We start from the raw sequence: 19,927 nt of genomic DNA on the forward strand, positions 1-19,927 counted from the left end.
AACGGCATTCCCCACATCCCTGTGGGTCACAAGCTCGCTCCTACGAAGAGCACATCGGAGCAGGACTGTTCCCAGGCACCAATGAAAAAGCCGCCCGAAGGCGGCTCTTTCCAGAACGGGCTCGCTTACAGCTGCGGACCGGCGTTCTTGATGGCGTCGCTCACGTCGAACTTCTTGAAGTTGTCGATGAACTTGCTGGCCAGGCCCTTGGCGGCCTCGTCGTAGGCAGCCTTGTCTTCCCAGGTGTTGCGCGGGTTGAGCAGGACAGTCTCGACGCCCGGAACGGCCTTGGGCACGTCCAGGTTGATGATGTCCAGGTGCTCGGTTTCGGCGCCGATCAGAGCACCGCTCTGGATGGCGGCGATCACGCCACGGGTAGTCGGGATGTTGAAGCGCTTGCCAACGCCGTAGCCACCACCGGTCCAGCCGGTGTTGACCAGGTAGACCTTGGAGCCGAAGGCCTTGATGCGCTTGATCAGCAGCTCGGCGTACACGCCGGCCGGACGCGGGAAGAACGGTGCGCCGAAGCAGGTGGAGAAGGTCGACTTGATGCCGCCACCCGAACCCATTTCGGTGGAACCGACCAGCGCGGTATAGCCGGACAGGAAGTGGTAGGCCGCCTGCTCATTGTTCAGGATCGACACCGGCGGCAGAACGCCAGTCAGGTCGCAGGTCAGGAAGATCACGGCGTTCGGCTCGCCGCCGAGGTTCTGCTCGGAACGCTTCTCGACGTTCTCCAGCGGGTAGGCCGCGCGGGAGTTCTGGGTCAGGCTGTCATCGGCGTAGTCCGGGGTGCGGTTGTCGTCGAGGACGACGTTTTCCAGCACGGCGCCAAACTTGATGGCTTTCCAGATGACCGGTTCGTTCTTCTCGGACAGGTCGATGCACTTGGCATAGCAACCGCCTTCGATGTTGAAGACAACGCCTTCGCCCCAGCCGTGCTCGTCGTCGCCGATCAGGTAGCGGCTTTCGTCGGCGGACAGGGTGGTCTTGCCGGTGCCCGACAGACCGAAGAACAGGGTCACGTCGCCGGCTTCGCCGATGTTGGCAGCACAGTGCATCGGCAGCACGTCTTTTTCCGGCAGCAGGTAGTTCTGCACGCCGAACATGGCCTTCTTCATTTCACCGGCGTAACGCATGCCGGCGATCAGCACCTTCTTCTGGGCGAAGTTGAGGATCACGCAGCCATCGGAGTTGGTGCCGTCACGCTCGGGCACGCATTCGAAGTTGGCGACGTTGAGGACCTGCCACTCTTCGCGGCCGGCCGGGTTGTATTGCTCGGGCTCGATGAACAGCGCACGGCCGAACAGGTTCTGCCAGGCAGTAGCGGTGGTCATTTTCACGGCCAGGTAGTGGTCGTGTGCCGAACCTACATGGACGTGGGAAACGAAATGGTCCTGGGCGTTATTGAAGGCCTGGACGCGGTCCCACAGGGCATCGAACTTGTCGGCCGGGAACGGACGGTTGATGGCGCCCCATGCGATGGAATCCTTGCTGCCCGGCTCTTCGACGATGAAACGGTCGGCAGGCGAGCGGCCGGTGCGGTGGCCGGTACGAACGACCAGCGAGCCGTTGTCGGCGAGTTCGCCTTCGCCGCGGCGAATGGCTTCCTCGACCAGTTGGGCAACGCTGATGTCGGTGTAAACGGCTTTATTGGCTTGCGTCATGTGGGTCCCCGTCGGCCGAAGCCGAGTCCTCCAAACATTGCGTAGTGACTTCTAATTCCCACTACCGCGGAAAAAAGTCGCGGGATTATGCCAGAAAAGAACTGTTCTCGTGCAGCCTCTGATCTGGCGAGAGCGCCATTGGTTCGGCTATCGGACAGATAGAAGCGGTCAATGGCGGGTTTCTGACGGTGTCTGGCTACCGCCGCCCGAGAACAACTGGGCAACGTCCGAACCGTCGAAGCGATAGCGCTGATTACAGAACTGGCAGTCGATGACGATCTCGCCATCCTCCTCGGCCAGCAGACGCTCGGCGTCTTCCTGCCCAAGACTGACCAGCGCATTGGCCGAGCGTTCCCGCGAGCAGCTGCAGCGGAACACCAGCGGCTGCGGATCGAACAGGCGCACATCGTCCTCGTGGTACAGGCGGTGCAGCACGGTGGCGTTGTCCAGGCCCAGCAGTTCCTCGGCGGTGAGGGTATCGGCCAGGGTCGTGACGTGTTGCCAGCTGGCTTCCCGCGACTCGGCGTCGCGCTGACGGTCGGCCGGCAGCTGCTGCAGCAGCAGGCCACGGGCACGACGGCTGTCGGCGTTCAGCCAGAAGCGGGTCGGCAGCTGCTCGGAGGTCGCAAAGTAGGTCGACAGGCAGTCCGCCAGGGTTGCGCCCTCCAGCGGCACAATGCCCTGGTAGCGCTTGCCGTTCTTCGGATCCACGGTGAGCGTCAGCACGCCATGGGGCATCAGCTCCGGCAAGCCGGCGGCATCGCCGACAGCCGCCTCGTCGTAGCGGGCCAGGCCACGCACTTCGCGATTGCTGGAGCACTCCACCATCAACAGCGGCACAGCGCCGCTGGAGCGCGCCTGCAGCACCAGCAGCCCATCGAACTTCAGGGTGCCGCACAGCAGCGCGGCGGCGGCCAGCATTTCACCCAGCAACTGGGCGACCGGCTGCGGATAGGGGTGCTTGGCCAGCACTTCGGCGAAGCTGCGGTCGAGCTCTACCAGCTCACCACGGACATCGGTGTTGTCGAACAGGAAACGCTGACTTTGATCGATCTGGGACATGCTTGGCACAACGCTGCGATAGGCACAAATAAATGACAAGTTGATGGCAAAGGCCTATAAAGCGCGCTTTGCAGCACCCACCCATACTCGAGTGGTTCCGTAAGGGGGTAACGATTTTATGGACAAAACCACGCCGTTCCAAGCCACCTGGTCCTGGAAGCCCTTCATCGCCTGCCATCTGATGGCGCTCGTCCTGCTCCTGCTGTGGCTCTGGGAGCCCACTCGCAGCGCGATGGACCTGTTCGATTTCAGCCTGTTCAGCCTGCTCAACCAGCCGCTGGCGACCAATGAAGCCTGGCGCCTGTCCTGGGCCGTGGCCAGCACTCGCCCGTTCGACCTGCTGGTCGGGGTGATCCTGCTGCTCCTGCTGATCCGTGGCGACTGGATCTTCAAGGCCACCCAGGCCCGCGCGGCGACCTTCGGCTTTTTATGCGCGGCCGTCGTGCTGGTGGTGGTGCGCATCCTTTACGCCAAGATCGCCCACAAGCTGGGCTGGCAGCACGCGAGCATTTCCAGCGTCGCGCCGGACGCCGTGCGCCTGGAGCACTTCTTCCCGCAGTGGGAGGACACCCCCTTCGAGGTGAAGGACGAGTCCGCCCGCAGCTTCCCCGGTGACCACGCCTCGGTGCTGCTGATCTGGGCACTGTTCCTCACCCTGTTCGCCCGCAACGCCCTGCAGTGGGTGGTGATCTGGGGCCTGGCGCTGCTGTTCATGCTGCCGCGCCTGGTGGCCGGCGCGCACTGGGGTCAGGATGACTACATCGGCGGTGTGCAGATGGCGTTGGTGGCCCTGGCCTGGAGCTGCTTCACGCCCTTCGCCGCCAAGGGCAGCGCCGCCCTCGTGCGCTGGACCGAGCCGCTGTTCCGCCTGGCCGCTAAGATTCCGCTGCTCAATCGCCTGAGCGTCGTCGCGGCCTGATCGCCACCCGAACCCGGCGAGGCGCCTGTCGCCCTCGCCGGCCGGTCACTCCTGATCGCGGAAACTGAACAGCTGCCGACGCTGCTTCTTGGTCGGCCGCCCGTCGGTCTGCACGCCCAGCGCCCCCGCTTTGCGCATGGCCGAAGCATCCTCGCGACGCTTCACACTGTCGGCGGTCTCTTCATAGAGCAGCTGCGCCTCGGGCGCGCCACGGCGCACCATGGACAGTGCCTTCACCACCACCGTGCGCTCGTCGAAGCCGGTGCGGATCACGTATTCCTCGCCGACCTTCGGTTCCTTGCCCGGCTTGCAGCGCTCGCCCCGGCAGTGCACCTTGCCGCCATCGATGGCCTCCTTGGCCAGGGAACGGGTCTTGTAGAAGCGCGCCGCCCACAGCCACTTGTCCAGGCGGACCTTGTCGTCGTCTTTTTCGCTCACTTCACAACCTCGTCATGCGGGTCTGAGAGTGTACCCCGCGCCCCGCTGGCGGGGCACAATCGGCCTGACTAGAATGCCGGCAAACGCCGGGGGCACTTGATTTGAAGACATTCGACCATCTGTCGGTCATCGGTCTGCGTGAATGGATCGCCCTGCCCGAACTGGGCATGGTCGGCCTGCGCGCGAAGATCGACACCGGCGCCAGTACCTCCAGCCTGCATGCCAGCGACATCGTGCCGTTCCAGCGCGACGGTCACGACTGGGTACGTTTCGTCGCCCACCTGGGCACCCAGGTCCAGCGCCGTCATCGCTGCGAGGCGCCGGTGGTGACGATGAAGACCATCAAGAGTTCCAACGGCCAGGCCCAGACCCGCTATGTGATCCGCACCCTGCTGGCCCTGGGCGACCGCGCCTGGTCGGTGGAATTCACCCTGGCCTGCCGCAAGACCATGCGCTACCGCGTGCTGCTGGGCTCCAAGGCCCTGGTGCAGGGTCAGCTGGTGGTCAACCCGGGCCTCACCTACGTGCAAGACAAACCCCTCATCATGGTTCCCGCCACCCTTCCAGGTGATCAATGAAAATTGCTGTGCTGTCGCGCAATCCGCGCCTGTATTCCACCCGTCGGCTGGTGGAGGCCGGGCAGCAACGCGGCCACGAGATGGTGGTGATCGACACCCTCCGCGCCTACATGAACATCGCCAGCCACAAGCCGCAGATCCACTACCGCGGCAAGCCGCTGGAAGATTTCGACGCGGTGATCCCTCGCATCGGCGCCTCGGTGACCTTCTATGGCTGCGCCGTGCTGCGCCAGTTCGAGATGATGGGCGTGTTCCCGCTCAACGAGTCGGTGGCCATCGCCCGCTCCCGTGACAAGCTGCGCTCGCTGCAACTGCTCTCGCGCAAGGGCATTGGCCTGCCGGTGACCGGTTTCGCCCACTCCCCCGATGACGTGCCGGACCTGATCGAAATGGTCGGCGGCGCACCGCTGGTGATCAAGCTGCTGGAAGGCACCCAGGGCATCGGCGTGGTGCTCTGCGAGACGGAGAAGGCCGCCGAATCCGTGCTGGAAGCCTTCATGGGGCTCAAGCACAACATCATGGTGCAGGAGTACATCAAGGAAGCCGGCGGCGCCGACATCCGCTGCTTCGTGGTCGGCGACAAGGTGATCGCCTCGATGAAGCGCCAGGCCGCGGCGGGCGAGTTCCGTTCCAACCTGCACCGGGGCGGCAGCGCCAGCCTGATCAAGATCACCCCGGAAGAGCGCATGACCGCCATCCGCGCCGCCAAGGTGATGGGCCTGCACGTCGCCGGCGTCGACATCCTGCGCTCCAACCACGGCCCGCTGGTGATGGAAGTGAACTCCTCGCCGGGCCTGGAAGGCATCGAGACCACCACCGGCAAGGACATCGCCGGGGTGATCATCGAGTACCTGGAGAAAAATGGTGGGCCGCATCTGGCGCGGACCAAAGGCAAGGGGTGAGCCGGGGCTTTCGCGACGCATGCGTCACGCCGGCGAACGCCAGGCCACGGATGGCCTGGCAGGGGCCTCAGAGAGGCACATGGTCACGACAGGGATGTCAGGAGCAAACTTTCATAAAGCTCCCTTCAAGCACTGCGCGGGGTCCTACCCTCACCCCAGCCCTCTCCCTGAGGGAGAGGGGGCCGTCCGTGCCGGCTGACATCACAGCTTAATCCTGCGCCGATCAGTTCCCTCTCGCTCAGGGAGAGGGTTAGGCTGAGGGGCCGCATGGCAGCCAAACCAACATGAAGCACCAAGCCTCGAAGTTCCAGCTCCGAGCTTCATTGCCCCGCGGAACCCTTCGCGAGCAAGCTCGCTCCTACCAGCTCTCCTGCAGTAACCGGATGACCAACATGCCCGCTTCCCGCCCCCACGCCGACCTCAAATGGTCACCCATCGAAGGTCGCGTCGCTCTGGTGGCGCCGGCCTCGGCGATTGCCGAGGAGGTACTGGAAGCGACCCTGCGCCAGCTGGAAGTGCAAGGCATCGACTACCACCTGGGCACCCACGCCGACGCACGCTACCGCTACCTGGCCGGCACGCCGGAGCAACGCCTGGAAGACTTCCACGCCGCCTTCGAGCTGGAAGAGGTCAGCGCTGTCTGGTGCCTGCGCGGTGGTTATGGCTGTGGACAACTCATCCCGCAACTGGACTGGCCGCGCCTCCAGGCCGCGTCCCCGCGCCCGCTGATCGGCTTCTCGGACATTTCCATCCTGCTCAGCGCCTTCCACCGCCAGGGCCTGCCGGCGATCCACGGCATGGTCGCGACCGGGCTGGGCCTGCAACCCCTGAGCGCGCCCAGCGAGCAGCGCGAGCGCCTGGCTTCGCTGGCCTCGATCAGCCACGTACTGGCCGGCGAGCCCGGCAAGCTGGCGGTGCAGCACCTGGCAGGGCCGAAGACAGCTGTGGTGGGCGAACTGATCGGCGGCAACCTCACCGCCCTGGCCTGCATGGCCGGCACCGCTGGCGCGCTGTACGTGCCGGACGGCGCGATCCTGATCCTCGAAGACGTTGGCGAGCCCTACTACCGCCTCGAACGCAGCCTCTGGCAACTGCTGAACAGCTTGAACGGAGCCCGCCTGGGCGCGATCTGCCTCGGCACCTTCACCGACTGCCCGCGCAAGGGCGTGGCCCACAGTCTGGAAGAAATCTTCGCGGAGTACGCCGTGCAGCTGGGTGTGCCGCTCTACCACGGCCTACCCAGCGGCCATGGCGCCCACAACCGCGCCTGGCCCTATGGGCGCCAGGCGGTGCTGGAAGGCAAAACCCTGCGCTGGGATTAATGCGCGTCGCGCGGCAGCAGCAAGCCAAGCGGCAGGCAGACGCGCGCTTCCACGCCACCGCCTTCACGGTTGCGCAGCTCGATGCTGCCGCCGTGCTGTTCGGCGATACGCTTGACGATGGCCAGACCGAGACCGGTGCCCTTGCCGCCGCGCGCCTTGTCGCCACGGAAGAAGGGATTGAAGATGTTGTCCAGCTCCTGCGGATCGACGCCCGCGCCGCGGTCCAGCACGCTGAGCACCACATAGGGCGCACCGCCACCGCCGGCCACGTGGGCCGCCACTTCGACCTTGCCGCCGCCGTGGTTGAGACCGTTCTCGATCAAGTTGCCCAGCAGGCGCTTGATCGACACCCGGCGGAAGCGGAACAGCGGCAGCGTTTCCAGGCATAGGCGCACGCGGTTGCCGGTCTGGTTGAAGGCGTCGGCCACTTCGCGGATCAGGTCGGCGAGGTCGCCCTCTTCCACCGATTCGTCGCGGCCATCGCGGATGAAGGCAAGGAACTGGTCGAGGATGGCGTCCATGTCCTCGATGTCGCGGACCATGTCCTCGACCATTTCGCGGTCGCTTTCAGGCATCAGCTCCAGCGACAGGCGCAGGCGCGTCAGCGGCGTACGCAGGTCGTGAGAGACACCGGCCAACATCAGCTCGCGTTCACGCCCGACCTGTTCCACGTCGTCGGCCATCTGGTTGAAGGCGCGGTACACCTCGGCCATCTCGCTGGGGGTTTCCTGCCCCAGCGGCAGGCGCACGCTGCGCCCCTTGCCGAACTCGCGGGAAGCGAAGACCAGGCGCTTGAGCGGCTGGCTGAGCTGCCGCACGAAGATCCAGGCCGCTGCAGTAGACAACAGGCCAATGCCGAGGAACCAGCCCAGCACGCTCCAGATCTGCTGGCCGCGCAATGGGTGCGGGTAGAGCGGTACGCCGATCCAGCCGTCGCCCAGGGTCGGTGCGCGCACCCAGAGCATCGACGGATGATGGATGCGCAGGCGGGTCTCGGTGTCGATGCCCAGCTCCATGCGCATCTGCCGCTGGAAGATTTCCGTGTATGGCCAGTGCACTTCCTCCGGTTGTCCCTGCTCGTGGGGCGCCCACTTCAGCCCGGCGGACTGGGCAATGGCCTCGCGTGATTTCTCGTCCGCCGCCCAGTAGGCGCGCACGGTCAGCGCCGCGCCATGGCTGTACTGGCGGTCGACCAGCATGTCTTCGTTCATCAGCAGGTAGACCAGGGTCAGCGCCTTGGAGAACAGCACGACGATGAGCACCAGCCAGAGAGTGCGGGCGAAGAAGCTTTGCGGGAACCAGAGGGGTGTTTTCAAGAACGGATTACCAGGAGGTACGAATTGTAGGAGCGAGCTTGCTCGCGAACCTGCATCGACGCGAGGTGTTGTTCGCGAGCAAGAACGATGGCGTCCCCCTCGCTCCTACAGGGCAAACATCACTTGCGGGCGGCGCCATCCGGCACGAACACGTAGCCAACGCCCCAGACAGTCTGGATGTAGCGCGGCTTCGACGGATCGGGCTCGATCAGCCGGCGCAGGCGGGAAATCTGCACGTCGATGGAACGCTCCAGGGCGTCCCACTCGCGGCCACGGGCCAGGTTCATCAGCTTGTCGCGGGTCAGCGGCTCACGGGCGTGCTGGACCAGGGCCTTGAGCACGGCGAACTCACCAGTGGTGAGCATGTGCACTTCCTCACCCTTCTTCAGCTCGCGGGTGGCCAGGTGCAGCTCGTAGTCGCCGAAGGTGACAATCTCGTCCTCGCCTGCCGGCGCGCCCGGCACCAGCGGCGCCTGGCGGCGCAGCACGGCCTTGATCCGCGCCAGCAGCTCGCGCGGGTTGAAGGGCTTGGCCAGGTAGTCGTCGGCGCCCTGTTCCAGGCCCGAGATGCGGCTGGACTCGTCGCCTTTCGCGGTGAGCATGATGATCGGGATCTGGTTGTTCGACTCGCGCAGGCGCTTGCACGCGGAGAGGCCATCCTCACCGGGCATCATCAGGTCCAGCACCACCAGCTGGAACAGCTCGCGGGCCAGCAGGCGGTCCATCTGCTCGGTGTTTTCGACGGCGCGGACACGGTAACCCTGCTCATCGAGGAAGCGTTCCAGCAGACGACGCAGGCGCGCGTCGTCATCGACCACGAGGATCTTTTCGCCTTCCGGCAGGGTGGCAGCGTTGCTCATGGAAACTCCCAGAATCTGATTCGGCGGGCATTATCGCCCAGCAGCCGCGCATCACGGCCTGTCCATTGTTAGCAGATTTTTCCCCGACCAGTCGCGCGCCCGGTGAAATTGTCGTGGGTATAATGCGGCGCTTTTGCGGCGGGGCGTTGTCATAGACGCCTGCCAAGCGCCACGGCGCGGCAGCCTAGCCCCGTATTTCGTTGGTTTCACCAGGTGGATTCATGGACAGCATCAACACCCGTATCGCCGAAGAGCTTTCCGCACTGCCCTCCGGCCGCGTTCAACCGCAGCAAGTCGCCGCTGCCGTCGCCCTGCTCGATGAAGGCTCCACCGTCCCCTTCATCGCCCGTTACCGCAAAGAAGTCACCGGCAGCCTGGACGACACCCAGCTGCGCATGCTCGAAGAGCGCCTGCGCTACCTGCGCGAACTGGAAGACCGCCGTGGCGCGATCCTCGCCAGCATCGAGGAACAGGGCAAGCTGACCCCGGAACTGGCCCGCGAGATCAAGCTCGCCGACACCAAGACCCGCCTCGAAGACCTCTACCTGCCCTATAAGCAGAAGCGCCGCACCAAGGGCCAGATCGCCCTCGAAGCTGGCCTTGGCGAACTCGCCGACGCGCTGTTCAATGACCCCGGCCTGACCCCGGAAACCGAAGCCGCACGCTTCGTCGATGCCGAGAAGGGCTTTGCCGACACCCGCGCCGTGCTCGAAGGCGCCAAGTACATCCTCATGGAGCGCTTCGCCGAGGACGCCACCCTGCTGGACCGCCTGCGCGGCTTCCTCAAGGACAACGCCACCCTCACCGCGCGCCTGGTGCCGGGCAAGGAAACCGAAGGCGCCAAGTTCAGCGACTACTTCGAGCACGACGAGCCACTGAAGAACGCGCCGTCGCACCGCGCCCTGGCGATCTTCCGTGGCCGCAACGAAGGCATCCTGAGCGTCTCCTTGAAAGTCGGCGAAGAGCTGCCGGGCACCTCGCACCCCTGCGAAGTCATGATCGGCGAGCGTTTCGGCGTCTCCAACCAGGGCCGCGCCGCTGACAAGTGGCTGTCCGAAGTGGTGCGCTGGACCTGGAAGGTCAAGCTCTACACCCACCTGGAAACCGACCTGCTGGGCGAGCTGCGCGACGGTGCCGACGCCGAGGCGATCAACGTCTTCGCCCGCAACCTGCACGACCTGCTGCTGGCCGCTCCGGCTGGCCCGCGCGCTACCCTGGGCCTTGACCCGGGCCTGCGCACCGGCGTGAAGGTCGCCGTGGTCGATGCCACCGGCAAGCTGCTGGACACCGCCACCGTCTACCCGCACGTGCCGAAGAACCAGTGGGACCAGACCATCGCCGTGCTCGCCGCGCTGTGCGCCAAGCACCAGGTGGAACTGATCGCCATCGGCAACGGCACCGCCAGCCGCGAGACCGACAAGCTGGCCGCCGAGCTGATCAAGAAATACCCGGCGCTCAAGTGCACCAAGATCATGGTCAGCGAAGCCGGCGCCTCGGTGTACTCGGCGTCGGAACTGGCTGCGAAGGAATTCCCGGAGCTGGACGTCTCGCTGCGCGGTGCCGTGTCCATCGCGCGTCGTCTGCAGGACCCGCTGGCCGAACTGGTGAAGATCGAGCCCAAATCCATCGGCGTCGGCCAGTACCAGCACGACGTCTCCCAGCTGCAGCTCGCACGCAGCCTGGACGCAGTGGTGGAAGACTGTGTGAACGCCGTGGGCGTGGACGTGAACACCGCTTCCGTCGCCCTGCTGGCGCGCATCTCCGGCCTCAACAGCACCCTGGCGCAGAACATCGTCTCGCACCGCGACGCCAACGGCGCCTTCAAGACCCGCGACGAGCTGAAGAAGGTCAGCCGCCTGGGCGAGAAGACCTTCGAACAGGCCGCCGGCTTCCTCCGCGTGATGAACGGCGACAACCCGCTGGACGCCTCCGCCGTGCACCCGGAAACCTACCCGCTGGTGCAGCGCATCGCCGCTGACACCGGCCGCGACGTGCGCTCGCTGGTTGGCGACTCGGGCTTCCTCAAGCGCCTGGACCCGAAGAAGTTCACCGACGAGCAGTTCGGCCTGCCCACCGTCACCGACATCCTCAAGGAACTCGACAAGCCCGGCCGCGACCCGCGCCCGGAGTTCAAGACCGCCGAGTTCCAGGAAGGCGTCGAGAGCCTGAAGGACCTCACCCCCGGCATGGTGCTCGAAGGCGTGGTGACCAACGTGACCAACTTCGGCGCCTTCGTCGACATCGGCGTCCACCAGGACGGCCTGGTGCACATCTCCGCGCTGTCGGAGAAGTTCGTCAAGGACCCGTACGAAGTGGTCAAGGCCGGTGACATCGTCAAGGTCAAGGTCATGGAAGTGGACATCCCGCGCAACCGCGTCGGCCTGTCCATGCGCATGAGCGACACCCCCGGCGAGAAGGTCGACGGCCCGCGCGGCGGCGGCCGCCCCGGCAACGGTGCGCAGCGCGGCGAACGCAGCGCGGCCCCGCGCCAGCAGGAGAAGGCCCCGGCGAACAACGCCATGGCCTCGCTCTTCGCCAACGCCAAGCAACTGAAAAAGAAGTAAGGAAGGCCCATGAGCGAGATGCCCGCCCGCGAGCTGATGATCAGCCGCTTCAGCGAAACCCTCGGCGTGCAGCCGATCCGGGTCGCAGACGGCGAAGCCGAGGTGCTGCTGCCCATGGCCGAGCACCTGCGCAACCGCGGCAACGTCATGCACGGCGGCGCGCTCTTCACGCTGATGGACATGACCATGGGCCTGGCCTGCTCCAGCGCCCATGGTTTCGACCGACAGAGCGTCACCCTGGAATGCAAGATCAACTACATCCGCGCGGTCGCCGAAGGCGAAGTGCGCTGTGTGGCGAAAGTCCTGCACGCCGGGCGCCGCTCGCTGGTGGTCGAGGCCGACATCCACCAGGGCGACAAGCTGGTCGCCAAGGGACAAGGCACCTTCGCCCAGCTGTAATTCGCACCGCGACAACTGACCTATGCTGTACGCCGGAGCCCCGGATTTGCGGGCGCCGGCGCAGCGCCTCGATAAAGCCAGGCGACCACGCCGGTTGTTCTCCCCTTGTAGACCGCCCAGTCCACCCCCATAGTGGGGCGATTGCCGTGTGAAGGACTTCCAACTTGAGCGACCAACTCTCCCGCCGCCTGGCCCTGCTTGGCGATGCCGCCAACCTGTCCCTGCTCACCCAGTGCCTGCACGGTATCGAGCGCGAATGCCTGCGCGTCGATGAACGCGGCAAACTCGCCCTGACCCCGCACCCGCGTGCCCTGGGCTCGGCGCTGACCAACCCGCAGATCACCACCGACTACTCCGAATCGCTGCTGGAGTTCATCACTCCGACCTCCACCAGCGTCGAGAAGACCCTGGACGAGCTGGGCGAAATCCACCGCTTCGCCAGCGGCAAGCTCGACGGCGAGTACCTGTGGAGCCCGTCCATGCCCTGCGAGCTGCCGGATGAAGAGACCATCCCGATCGCCCGCTACGGCAGCTCGCATATCGGTCGCCTGAAATACGTCTACCGCAAGGGCCTGGCGCTGCGCTACGGCAAGACCATGCAGTGCATCGCCGGCATCCATTACAACTTCTCCCTGCCCGAGGGCATCTGGGAGCTGCTGCGCGAGGATGAAGGCAGCGAGAAGAGCGCGCGGGACTTCCAGTCGCACCGCTACATCGCAATGATCCGCAACTTCCGCCGCTACAGCTGGCTGCTGATGTACCTGTTCGGCGCATCGCCTGCGCTGGACGCCGGTTTCCTGCGCGGCCGCCCGCACGGCCTGGAATCCTTCGACGAGCACACCCTCTACCTGCCCTACGCCACCAGCCTGCGCATGAGCGACCTGGGCTACCAGAACAACGCCCAGGCCGGCCTGACGCCCTGCTACAACGACCTGGACAGCTACATCGACAGCCTGCGCCGCGCGGTGAGCACGCCCTACGCGCCGTACGAGAAGGTCGGCACCAAGGTCGATGGCGAGTGGGTGCAGCTCAATACCAACATCCTGCAGATCGAGAACGAGTACTACTCGAGCATCCGCCCCAAACGCGTCACCTACACCGGCGAGCGCCCGATCCAGGCCTTGATGGCCCGTGGCGTGCAGTACGTCGAGGCGCGCTGCCTGGACATCAACCCCTTCCTGCCACTGGGCATCGACGTCACCGAGGCGCGCTTCCTCGATGCCTTCCTGCTCTACTGCGCACTCTCCGACAGCCCGCCGCTGGGCGGTTGCGAGTGCGGCTCGGCCACCAGCAACTTCCTCAAGGTGGTCAAGGAAGGTCGTCGCCCGGGCCTGAAACTGGAGCGCGGCGGCCAGCAGATCGAGATGAAGGACTGGGCAGGTGCCCTGCTAGACGCCATCGCGCCGATCATCGACCTGCTCGACCGCGCCAACGGCAGCAGCCTGCATGCGCAGAGTCTGGCGGAGCAGCGCGCCAAAGTGGCCGATGCCGACCTGACGCCTTCGGCGAAGGTCCTGGCGGAAATGCGCGAGCGTGGCGAGAGCTTCGAAGCCTTCGCCCTGCGCTACAGCCGCCAGCATGCCGAGACGCTGCACAGCGAACCGCTGTCGGCTGAAGAGCAGGCGCGCTTCGAAGGCATGGCCAGCCAGTCACTGGCGGAACAGGCGGATCTGGAGAAACAGCCCGAGGGCGATTTCGACACCTTCGTTGCCGCCTACCAGGCGAGCATCCTGGGTTTGATCAGCGTCTGACACGCAAAAAGCGGCGACCTCAGTCGCCGCTCTGTCGTTCAGAGGCTCTTCTCGAACACCTGGGAATTGCGCTGGTAGTTGTACAGCGACGCCCGTGCGGCCGGCAGGCGGTCCACACTGCTGGGTTGGAAGCCGCGCTCGCGGAACCAGTGGGCGGTTCGCGTGGTGAGGACGTAGAGGGTCTTCAGGCCAAGGTTGCGCGCGCGCTGTTCGATGCGTTCCAGCAGGTCGTCGCCACGTCCGCCGTGGCGGTATTCCGGGTTCACCGCCAGGCAAGCCAGCTCGCCCGAGTCCGAGTCGGCAATGGGATAGAGCGCGGCGCAGGCGATGATCAGCCCTTCGCGCTCGACGATGCTGAACTGCTCGATCTCGCGCTCCAGCACCTCGCGGGAGCGGCGCACCAGGATGCCCTGCTCTTCCAGCGGACGGATCAGCTCCAGCAGGCCGCCAACGTCCTCGATACCCGCCTCGCGCAGTTGCTCGAACTGCTCCTGGGCGACCAGGGTGCCGTTGCCGGTGCGGGTGAAGAGCTCGCTGAGCAGCGAGCCATCTTCGGTGTAGCTGACGATATGGCTGCGACGTACGCCCGCGCGACAGGCCTGGGCGGCGGCATCCAGCAGCTCGCCCTGGTAGCTCGCACCCAGACGCTCCAGGTGCGCCGGCACCTGCTGCGGACGCAGCTCGCGCACCAGCTTGCCGGCGTCGTCCATCAGGCCGCGCTCGGCTCCGTAGAGGATCAGCTTGTCCGCGCCCAGGTCGATGGCGGCGCGCATGGCCACGTCCTCGCAGGCGAGGTTGAATATTTCACCGGTGGGCGAATAGCCCAGCGGCGAGAGCAGCACGATGCTGCGCTCGTCGAGCTGGCGATTGATGCCCTTGCGGTCGATCCGCCGCACTTCGCCGGTGTGGTGGTAATCGATGCCGTCGACCACGCCGATCGGTCGTGCGGTGACGAAGTTGCCCGAGGTCACGCGCATGCGCGAGCCCTGCATGGGCGAGGCGGCCATGTCCATGGACAGGCGTGCCTCGATGGTGATCCGCAGGCTGCCAACCGCGTCGATCACACAGCCCAGGGTCGGCGCGTCGGTGACCCGCAGGCCACGGTGGAAGCGCGGCGCCAGCCCGTGGGAGGCCAGACGTGCTTCGATCTGCGGGCGCGAGCCGTGCACCAGCACCAGGCGCACGCCCAGGCTGTGCAGCAGCACCAGGTCGTGGACGATATTGCCGAAATTGGGGTCTTCGACGCCCTCGCCGGGGAGCATCACCACGAAGGTGCAGTCCCGGTGCGAGTTGATATAGGGCGAAGCGTGGCGCAGCCAGTTGACGTAGTCGTGCATTGCTTGAAAAGCCTGTCGTTCGAGTGGGCGGAAATCTGTCGGATGCGGCCGGAGCTCGGCCAGGGCGGCGCGGTTATCGTCGTCGCATGAACATCGACAGGTTTCTCCTCTTGGATAGGTTGGGCCCGTTGTCGGGGCGCTCTACAGGCAACTCTTCATCAACAGTTGTTGCGGACCGTCGTACGGACTGCCCTTCATGAACTGCCTTTCATAGACTGCCTTTCATAGACAGTAATGACGGATCAGTCCGCGCAGCAGTTCCACGGTGGGCTCGATGCGGTCGAGTTCGAGGTGTTCGTCCGGCTGGTGGGCGCAGGCAATGTCGCCGGGGCCCAGCACCAGGGTCTGGCAGCCGAGCTGCTGAAGATACGGTGCTTCGGTACCAAAGGCTACCGCTTCCGCCGTGTGCCCGGTGAGACTTTCGGCCAGCCGCACCAGCTCGCTTTGCGCCGGTTCCTCGAAAGGCGGCACGGCGGGGAACAGCGGTGCGTAGTCGATCTTCACGGCGTGACGCTCAGCAACGGGTTTCAGGCGTTCGCGGATGGCCTGGCGCAGGACTTCGGGCTGCATGCCGGGCAGCGGGCGCAGGTCGAACTCCAGCGCGCACTGGCCGCAGATGCGGTTGGGGTTGTCGCCGCCGTGGATGCAGCCCAGGTTCAAGGTCGGCTGCGGCACGCTGAACTGCGGGTTGTTGTACTCCTGCTGCCACTGGCTGCGCAGGCCCTGCAGTTCGCCCATCACCGCCTGCATCGCCTCCAGCGCGCTGCGCCCCAGACTCGGGTCGGAGGAATGGCCGCTCTGCCCGAGGATGTCGATGCGCTCCATCATCACCCCCTTGTGCAGACGAATCGGCTTCAGGTTGGTCGGCTCGCCGATCACCGCCGCGCGCCCCAGCGGCCGCCCCGCCTCGGCCAGTGCGCGGGCGCCAGCCATGGAGCTTTCCTCGTCGCAGGTGGCGAGCAGGATCAGCGGCTGTTTGAACGGCTGATCCAACAATGGCAGCAGGGCTTCGATGGCGAGGGCGAAGAAGCCCTTCATGTCGCAGGAGCCCAGGCCGAACCAGCGCCCGTCGCGCTCGTCCAGGCCCAGCGGGTCGCTTTTCCACAGGGCTTCGTCGTAGGGCACCGTATCGGTGTGCCCGGCCAGCACCAGCCCGCCGGGGCCGCTGCCCAGAGTAGCGACAAGGTTGAACTTGCCGGGCGACACCGGCTGCAGCTCACAGGCGAAGCCCAGGTCCACCAGCCAGTTGCCCAGCAGCTCGACTACCGGGCGGTTGGACTGGTCCAGCGCCGGCTGGGTACAGCTGACCGAGGGCAGCGCAATCAGCTCGGCGAAGCGTTGTTTCAGCGGCGGCAACGGCATGGCTTTCTCCAGAAGATGGCCTCCACTATGGACCATGCCGCGGTGCGGTAAAACCTCGCGGCGCCCGGCAGGAATGCCGAAGTCCTGTAAACTGCATGACTTTGAAGTCTTTTTCGCGCCCGTCGTTCCGTCCTTCCTACAGCAGGTCGGGAATCCGGGCGCGTCCGCTCTGAACCGGACCCCCGCCATGCAGAAAGAAACCGAAATCAAATTGCGCGCCAGCCGCGAGACCCTCGAAGCCCTGCGCGAGCATCCCGCGCTGAAGAAGCGCAACAAATCCGGCTGGGAGCCCCGCGAGCTGTTCAACCAGTATTACGACACCCCCGGCCGCGACCTGGCTCGCGCCCGCGTGGCGCTGCGCATGCGCAAGGATGGCGAGCAGTTCATCCAGACCCTGAAGACCCGCGGCCAGAGCGTCGCCGGCCTTTCCGAGCGCAATGAGTGGGACTGGTACCTGGAGAAGAACAAGCTCGACATCAAGAAGCTCGACGACCAGTGCTGGCCGGCCGCCCTGGCCGACCTGGACAAGAAGAGCCTGAAGCCGATCTTCAGCACCGACTTCACCCGCCAGCGCGCCGAGATCGCCTGGGGCCGCGGCAAGGCCAAGGTGGTGATCGAGGCCGCGCTGGACCTGGGCAAGGTCGTCGCCGGCAAGCAGGAAGAGGAAATCTGCGAGCTGGAACTGGAACTGCGCCAGGGCGAGCCCGAAGCGCTGCTGGAGCTGGCCATCGAGCTGGCCGCGGACCTGGCGCTGATGCCCTGCGACATCAGCAAGGCCGAGCGCGGCTACCGCCTGTTCGACCCGTCCAGCTACAGCATCCAGCCCGACACCCAGAAGCTGCTGCACGAAACTCCGCTGGACGGCGCCTTTGCCGCGCTGTCCTGGTCGCTGCTGGGCAGCAGCCAGCGTCTGGCCGAGCAATACCGCTTCAACGGCCACTGGAGCCTGCTGGAAAGCTGGCTGCAGCAACTGGTCGACCTGCGCGCCCTGCTCGGTAGCCTCGGCCAGGCTGTACCGCGCGCCAGCACCCGCGAGCTGCGCGCTGCCCTCGACGCGCTGATCGCCGACTGGCAGCCGCGCATCGAACAGGGTCGCCACGACGATGCCGTGCGCCAGCAGATGCCAGCCGCCTTCCTCGAGGAACTGGCCAACGTGCGCTGGGGTCAGTTCTCCCTGAGCACCTCGCGCTGGCTGCTGGGCAAGGGCTGGACCCTTGAGCGCAACGACCGCGCCAACCGCCTGGGCGGATCCGCCGTCGGCAAGTGGCTACAGCGCACCCTGGCCGAAGAGGCCCAGGCCATGCCGCTGCAGCGCGCCCAGCAACTGCCCGAAGTGCTCGCCGACCAGTTGCCGCGCCTGCAACGCATGCTGGTCTGGCTGCGCCTGGCGCGTAGCGTGCTGGAGCTGCCGGAAACTGACCGCCTCTATGGCGAACTGGCCAAGCTGCAGGAGCTGCTCGTCACTCCCGACGCCGAGGGGCGCCTGGATGCCCTCGCGGCCCAGGCCCATACTGTGCTGACCCTCAAGCCGTGGAAGGCGCTTTTGAAATAAGCTGGCCCGGCATTGCCGCGGGCCTGTGACCCGCCACTGGAAGTAGGGAGTCTGCATGTCCGTCTTTGCCCCATCAGCCCAGGACCGTCCGCTCGACCTGGGCGACATCCTGCGCGAGCTGGTCACCCAGGGCCGCGTCGCCCAGGATGACGCCGAGCAGTGCCTGGCGATCCGCCGCAGCGCCGTGAAGAACCAGCAGCACCCGCTGGAATTCCTCGCCGCGCAGCAGGTCGCGGACCGCCAGCGGCCGGGGCACAAGCTGGACCTGGATACGCTGGTAAGGTGGCTGGCGGATTACTCCGGGCAGCCTTACCTGCGCATCGACCCGCTGAAGATCGACGTCGCCGCGGTCACCCCGCTGATGTCCTACGCCTTCGCCCAGCGCCACCTGATCCTCGCGGTCGCGGTGGCCCCGGATGAAGTCACCATCGCCAGCGCACAGCCATTCGTGCACGCCTGGGAGAGCAACCTCACCCACGTGCTCAAGCGCCCGATCAAGCGCGTGGTGGCCAACCCGGTAGACATCCAGCGCTTCACCGTGGAGTTCTACCGCCTCGCCAAATCGGTGACCGGCGCCAGCTCGCAAGACCAGAAGATCAGCGGTATCGGCAACTTCGAGCAATTGCTCAACCTGGGCGCCAGCGACCAGGAGCCCGATGCCAACGACGCTCACATCGTCACCATCGTCGACTGGCTGTTCCAGTACGCCTTCCAGCAGCGGGCCAGCGATATCCACATCGAGCCGCGCCGCGAGCAGGGCACGGTGCGTTTCCGCATCGATGGCGTGCTGCACAACGTCTACCAGTTTCCGCCACAGGTCAGCATGGCGGTAGTCAGCCGCCTGAAGTCCCTCGGCCGGATGAACGTCGCCGAGAAGCGCAAGCCGCAGGACGGCCGGGTGAAGACCAAGACCCCCGACGGCGCCGAGGTGGAGCTGCGCCTGTCGACCCTGCCCACCGCTTTCGGCGAAAAGATGGTGATGCGGATCTTCGACCCCGAGGTGCTGCTCAAGAGCTTCGACCAGCTCGGCTTTTCCCCCGACGACCTGCGCCGCTGGGAGAGCATGACCAGCCAGCCCAACGGCATCATCCTGGTCACCGGGCCCACCGGTTCGGGCAAGACCACCACGCTCTACACCACGCTCAAGCAACTGGCGACCGACGAGGTGAACCTCTGCACCATCGAGGACCCGATCGAGATGATCGAGCCTTCGTTCAACCAGATGCAGGTGCAGCACAACATCGACCTGACCTTCGCCAGCGGCGTGCGCGCCCTGCTGCGTCAGGACCCGGACATCATCATGGTCGGCGAGATCCGCGACCTGGAAACCGCCGAAATGGCGATCCAGGCCGCGCTCACCGGCCACCTGGTGCTCTCCACCCTGCACACCAACGACTCGCCCACCGCCATCACCCGCCTGCTGGAACTGGGCGTGCCCTACTACCTGATCCGCGCCACCGTGCTCGGTGTCATGGCCCAGCGCCTGGTGCGTACCTTGTGTCCGCACTGCAAGGCGCCGATGGAGCTGCAAGAGGAGGACTGGCAGGAAGTCACCCGCCCTTGGAACGCCCCGCTGCCTACCGGCGCGCACCAGGCCGTCGGCTGCCTGGAGTGCCGCGACACTGGCTACCGCGGGCGCGCCGGCGTGTACGAGATCATGCTGCTGAGCGAATCGCTGAAGGAACTGATCACCGCCGACACCGACCTCATTCCGCTACGCCGCCAGGCCTTCAAGGAAGGCATGCGCAGCCTGCGCCTGTCCGGCGCGCAGAAGGTCGCTGCCGGCCTGACGACCATCGAGGAAGTCATGCGGGTCACCCCGCAAAGCGAGCAGAAGTAGGCCACCGACGGCCGCCTGAGGAGCCGCCCTCGGGCGCCTGCTGTACTTTCCTGCATGC

The 19,927-nt window shown here is 65.8% G+C and carries 16 protein-coding genes; 9 read left to right on the forward strand and 7 right to left on the reverse strand.

The genetic code is table 11. The annotated features are described in order from the left end of the window. Positions 1-125: 125 nt before the first annotated feature. Entirely contained in the window at positions 126-1,667 is a 1,542-nt protein-coding gene (locus ACKI1H_RS02925; protein ID WP_440467629.1) for a phosphoenolpyruvate carboxykinase, read from the reverse strand. Positions 1,668-1,835: 168 nt separating this feature from the next. Continuing rightward, complete coding sequence (gene hslO, locus ACKI1H_RS02930) at positions 1,836-2,729, reverse strand: Hsp33 family molecular chaperone HslO (protein ID WP_138524334.1); 894 nt, start codon at positions 2,727-2,729, stop codon at positions 1,836-1,838. Positions 2,730-2,847: 118 nt separating this feature from the next. Here hslO and ACKI1H_RS02935 point away from each other — a divergent pair, with 118 nt between their 5' ends. Continuing rightward, complete coding sequence (locus ACKI1H_RS02935) at positions 2,848-3,648, forward strand: phosphatase PAP2 family protein (RefSeq protein WP_138524336.1); 801 nt, start codon at positions 2,848-2,850, stop codon at positions 3,646-3,648. A gap of 45 nt (positions 3,649-3,693) precedes the next feature. Here ACKI1H_RS02935 and ACKI1H_RS02940 read toward each other — a convergent pair whose 3' ends face one another. Further along, complete coding sequence (locus ACKI1H_RS02940; RefSeq protein ID WP_045215645.1) at positions 3,694-4,086, reverse strand: RNA-binding S4 domain-containing protein; 393 nt, start codon at positions 4,084-4,086, stop codon at positions 3,694-3,696. Positions 4,087-4,187: 101 nt separating this feature from the next. On the opposite strand from ACKI1H_RS02940, the gene rimB reads away from it, so the two are divergent. From rimB to ACKI1H_RS02955, 3 genes are all read left to right on the forward strand, one after another. Next, positions 4,188-4,664 (forward strand): retropepsin-like aspartic endopeptidase RimB, encoded by a 477-nt coding sequence (gene rimB / locus ACKI1H_RS02945; protein WP_138524338.1) that lies wholly within the window; start codon positions 4,188-4,190, stop codon positions 4,662-4,664. Next, positions 4,661-5,566 (forward strand): 30S ribosomal protein S6--L-glutamate ligase, encoded by a 906-nt coding sequence (gene rimK / locus ACKI1H_RS02950; protein ID WP_045215639.1) that lies wholly within the window; start codon positions 4,661-4,663, stop codon positions 5,564-5,566. Before rimB ends, rimK begins: the two co-directional genes overlap by 4 nt. A gap of 392 nt (positions 5,567-5,958) precedes the next feature. After that, on the forward strand, positions 5,959-6,888 hold the full coding sequence (locus ACKI1H_RS02955) for a S66 peptidase family protein (protein WP_440467630.1): 930 nt from the start codon (positions 5,959-5,961) through the stop codon (positions 6,886-6,888). Here the strand turns inward: ACKI1H_RS02955 and ACKI1H_RS02960 are convergent. Both ACKI1H_RS02960 and ompR read right to left on the reverse strand, forming a co-directional pair. Beyond that, positions 6,885-8,204: an ATP-binding protein gene (locus tag ACKI1H_RS02960; RefSeq protein ID WP_138524342.1), complete on the reverse strand. Its 1,320-nt coding sequence runs from the start codon at positions 8,202-8,204 to the stop codon at positions 6,885-6,887. The two genes, ACKI1H_RS02955 and ACKI1H_RS02960, sit on opposite strands and share 4 nt — an antisense overlap. A gap of 119 nt (positions 8,205-8,323) precedes the next feature. Further along, positions 8,324-9,064 (reverse strand): osmolarity response regulator transcription factor OmpR, encoded by a 741-nt coding sequence (gene ompR, locus ACKI1H_RS02965; protein WP_024762186.1) that lies wholly within the window; start codon positions 9,062-9,064, stop codon positions 8,324-8,326. Positions 9,065-9,285: 221 nt separating this feature from the next. On the opposite strand from ompR, the gene ACKI1H_RS02970 reads away from it, so the two are divergent. The 3 genes from ACKI1H_RS02970 to gshA all read left to right on the forward strand — a co-directional run bounded on the left by ACKI1H_RS02970 (position 9,286) and on the right by gshA (position 13,778). Continuing rightward, complete coding sequence (locus ACKI1H_RS02970) at positions 9,286-11,628, forward strand: Tex family protein (RefSeq protein WP_440467631.1); 2,343 nt, start codon at positions 9,286-9,288, stop codon at positions 11,626-11,628. A gap of 36 nt (positions 11,629-11,664) precedes the next feature. Continuing rightward, entirely contained in the window at positions 11,665-12,027 is a 363-nt protein-coding gene (locus ACKI1H_RS02975; RefSeq protein ID WP_425049001.1) for a PaaI family thioesterase, read from the forward strand. A gap of 164 nt (positions 12,028-12,191) precedes the next feature. Continuing rightward, the gene (gshA, locus tag ACKI1H_RS02980) at positions 12,192-13,778 is read left to right on the forward strand and encodes a glutamate--cysteine ligase (RefSeq protein ID WP_440467632.1); all 1,587 of its coding nucleotides are present in this window, start codon (positions 12,192-12,194) and stop codon (positions 13,776-13,778) included. Between the two features lie 38 nt (positions 13,779-13,816). Here the strand turns inward: gshA and argA are convergent, their stop codons facing one another. Next, positions 13,817-15,115 carry an amino-acid N-acetyltransferase gene (gene argA / locus ACKI1H_RS02985; RefSeq protein WP_440467633.1) on the reverse strand — a complete coding sequence of 433 codons (1,299 nt, stop codon included), beginning with the start codon at positions 15,113-15,115 and terminating at the stop codon, positions 13,817-13,819. A 222-nt stretch (positions 15,116-15,337) separates the two neighbouring features. Then, positions 15,338-16,477 (reverse strand): acetylornithine deacetylase, encoded by a 1,140-nt coding sequence (gene argE / locus ACKI1H_RS02990; protein ID WP_138524352.1) that lies wholly within the window; start codon positions 16,475-16,477, stop codon positions 15,338-15,340. 187 nt (positions 16,478-16,664) lie between these two features. On the opposite strand from argE, the gene ACKI1H_RS02995 reads away from it, so the two are divergent. Together ACKI1H_RS02995 and ACKI1H_RS03000 are read left to right on the forward strand one after the other, a co-directional pair. Then, positions 16,665-18,029, forward strand: a complete 1,365-nt coding sequence (locus ACKI1H_RS02995; protein ID WP_440467634.1) for a CYTH domain-containing protein — start codon at positions 16,665-16,667, stop codon at positions 18,027-18,029. A gap of 55 nt (positions 18,030-18,084) precedes the next feature. Continuing rightward, positions 18,085-19,869 carry a GspE/PulE family protein gene (locus ACKI1H_RS03000; protein WP_138524356.1) on the forward strand — a complete coding sequence of 595 codons (1,785 nt, stop codon included), beginning with the start codon at positions 18,085-18,087 and terminating at the stop codon, positions 19,867-19,869. Positions 19,870-19,927 lie beyond the last annotated feature (58 nt).

The sequence above is a fragment of the Pseudomonas sp. YH-1 genome, from assembly GCF_051990045.1.
Taxonomy (GTDB): domain Bacteria; phylum Pseudomonadota; class Gammaproteobacteria; order Pseudomonadales; family Pseudomonadaceae; genus Pseudomonas; species Pseudomonas nicosulfuronedens.

What these genes read in the sequence shown, in the direction of transcription:
- ACKI1H_RS02925 (WP_440467629.1), bottom strand. Translation starts at nt 1,667, where the DNA reads ATGACGCAAGCCAATAAAGCCGTTTACACCGACATCAGCGTTGCCCAA.
- hslO (WP_138524334.1), bottom strand. Translation starts at nt 2,729, where the DNA reads ATGTCCCAGATCGATCAAAGTCAGCGTTTCCTGTTCGACAACACCGAT.
- ACKI1H_RS02935 (WP_138524336.1), top strand. Translation starts at nt 2,848, where the DNA reads ATGGACAAAACCACGCCGTTCCAAGCCACCTGGTCCTGGAAGCCCTTC.
- rimK (WP_045215639.1), top strand. Translation starts at nt 4,661, where the DNA reads ATGAAAATTGCTGTGCTGTCGCGCAATCCGCGCCTGTATTCCACCCGT.
- ACKI1H_RS02955 (WP_440467630.1), top strand. Translation starts at nt 5,959, where the DNA reads ATGCCCGCTTCCCGCCCCCACGCCGACCTCAAATGGTCACCCATCGAA.
- ompR (WP_024762186.1), bottom strand. Translation starts at nt 9,064, where the DNA reads ATGAGCAACGCTGCCACCCTGCCGGAAGGCGAAAAGATCCTCGTGGTC.
- ACKI1H_RS02970 (WP_440467631.1), top strand. Translation starts at nt 9,286, where the DNA reads ATGGACAGCATCAACACCCGTATCGCCGAAGAGCTTTCCGCACTGCCC.
- ACKI1H_RS02975 (WP_425049001.1), top strand. Translation starts at nt 11,665, where the DNA reads ATGATCAGCCGCTTCAGCGAAACCCTCGGCGTGCAGCCGATCCGGGTC.
- argA (WP_440467633.1), bottom strand. Translation starts at nt 15,115, where the DNA reads ATGCACGACTACGTCAACTGGCTGCGCCACGCTTCGCCCTATATCAAC.
- argE (WP_138524352.1), bottom strand. Translation starts at nt 16,477, where the DNA reads ATGCCGTTGCCGCCGCTGAAACAACGCTTCGCCGAGCTGATTGCGCTG.
- ACKI1H_RS02995 (WP_440467634.1), top strand. Translation starts at nt 16,665, where the DNA reads ATGCAGAAAGAAACCGAAATCAAATTGCGCGCCAGCCGCGAGACCCTC.
- ACKI1H_RS03000 (WP_138524356.1), top strand. Translation starts at nt 18,085, where the DNA reads ATGTCCGTCTTTGCCCCATCAGCCCAGGACCGTCCGCTCGACCTGGGC.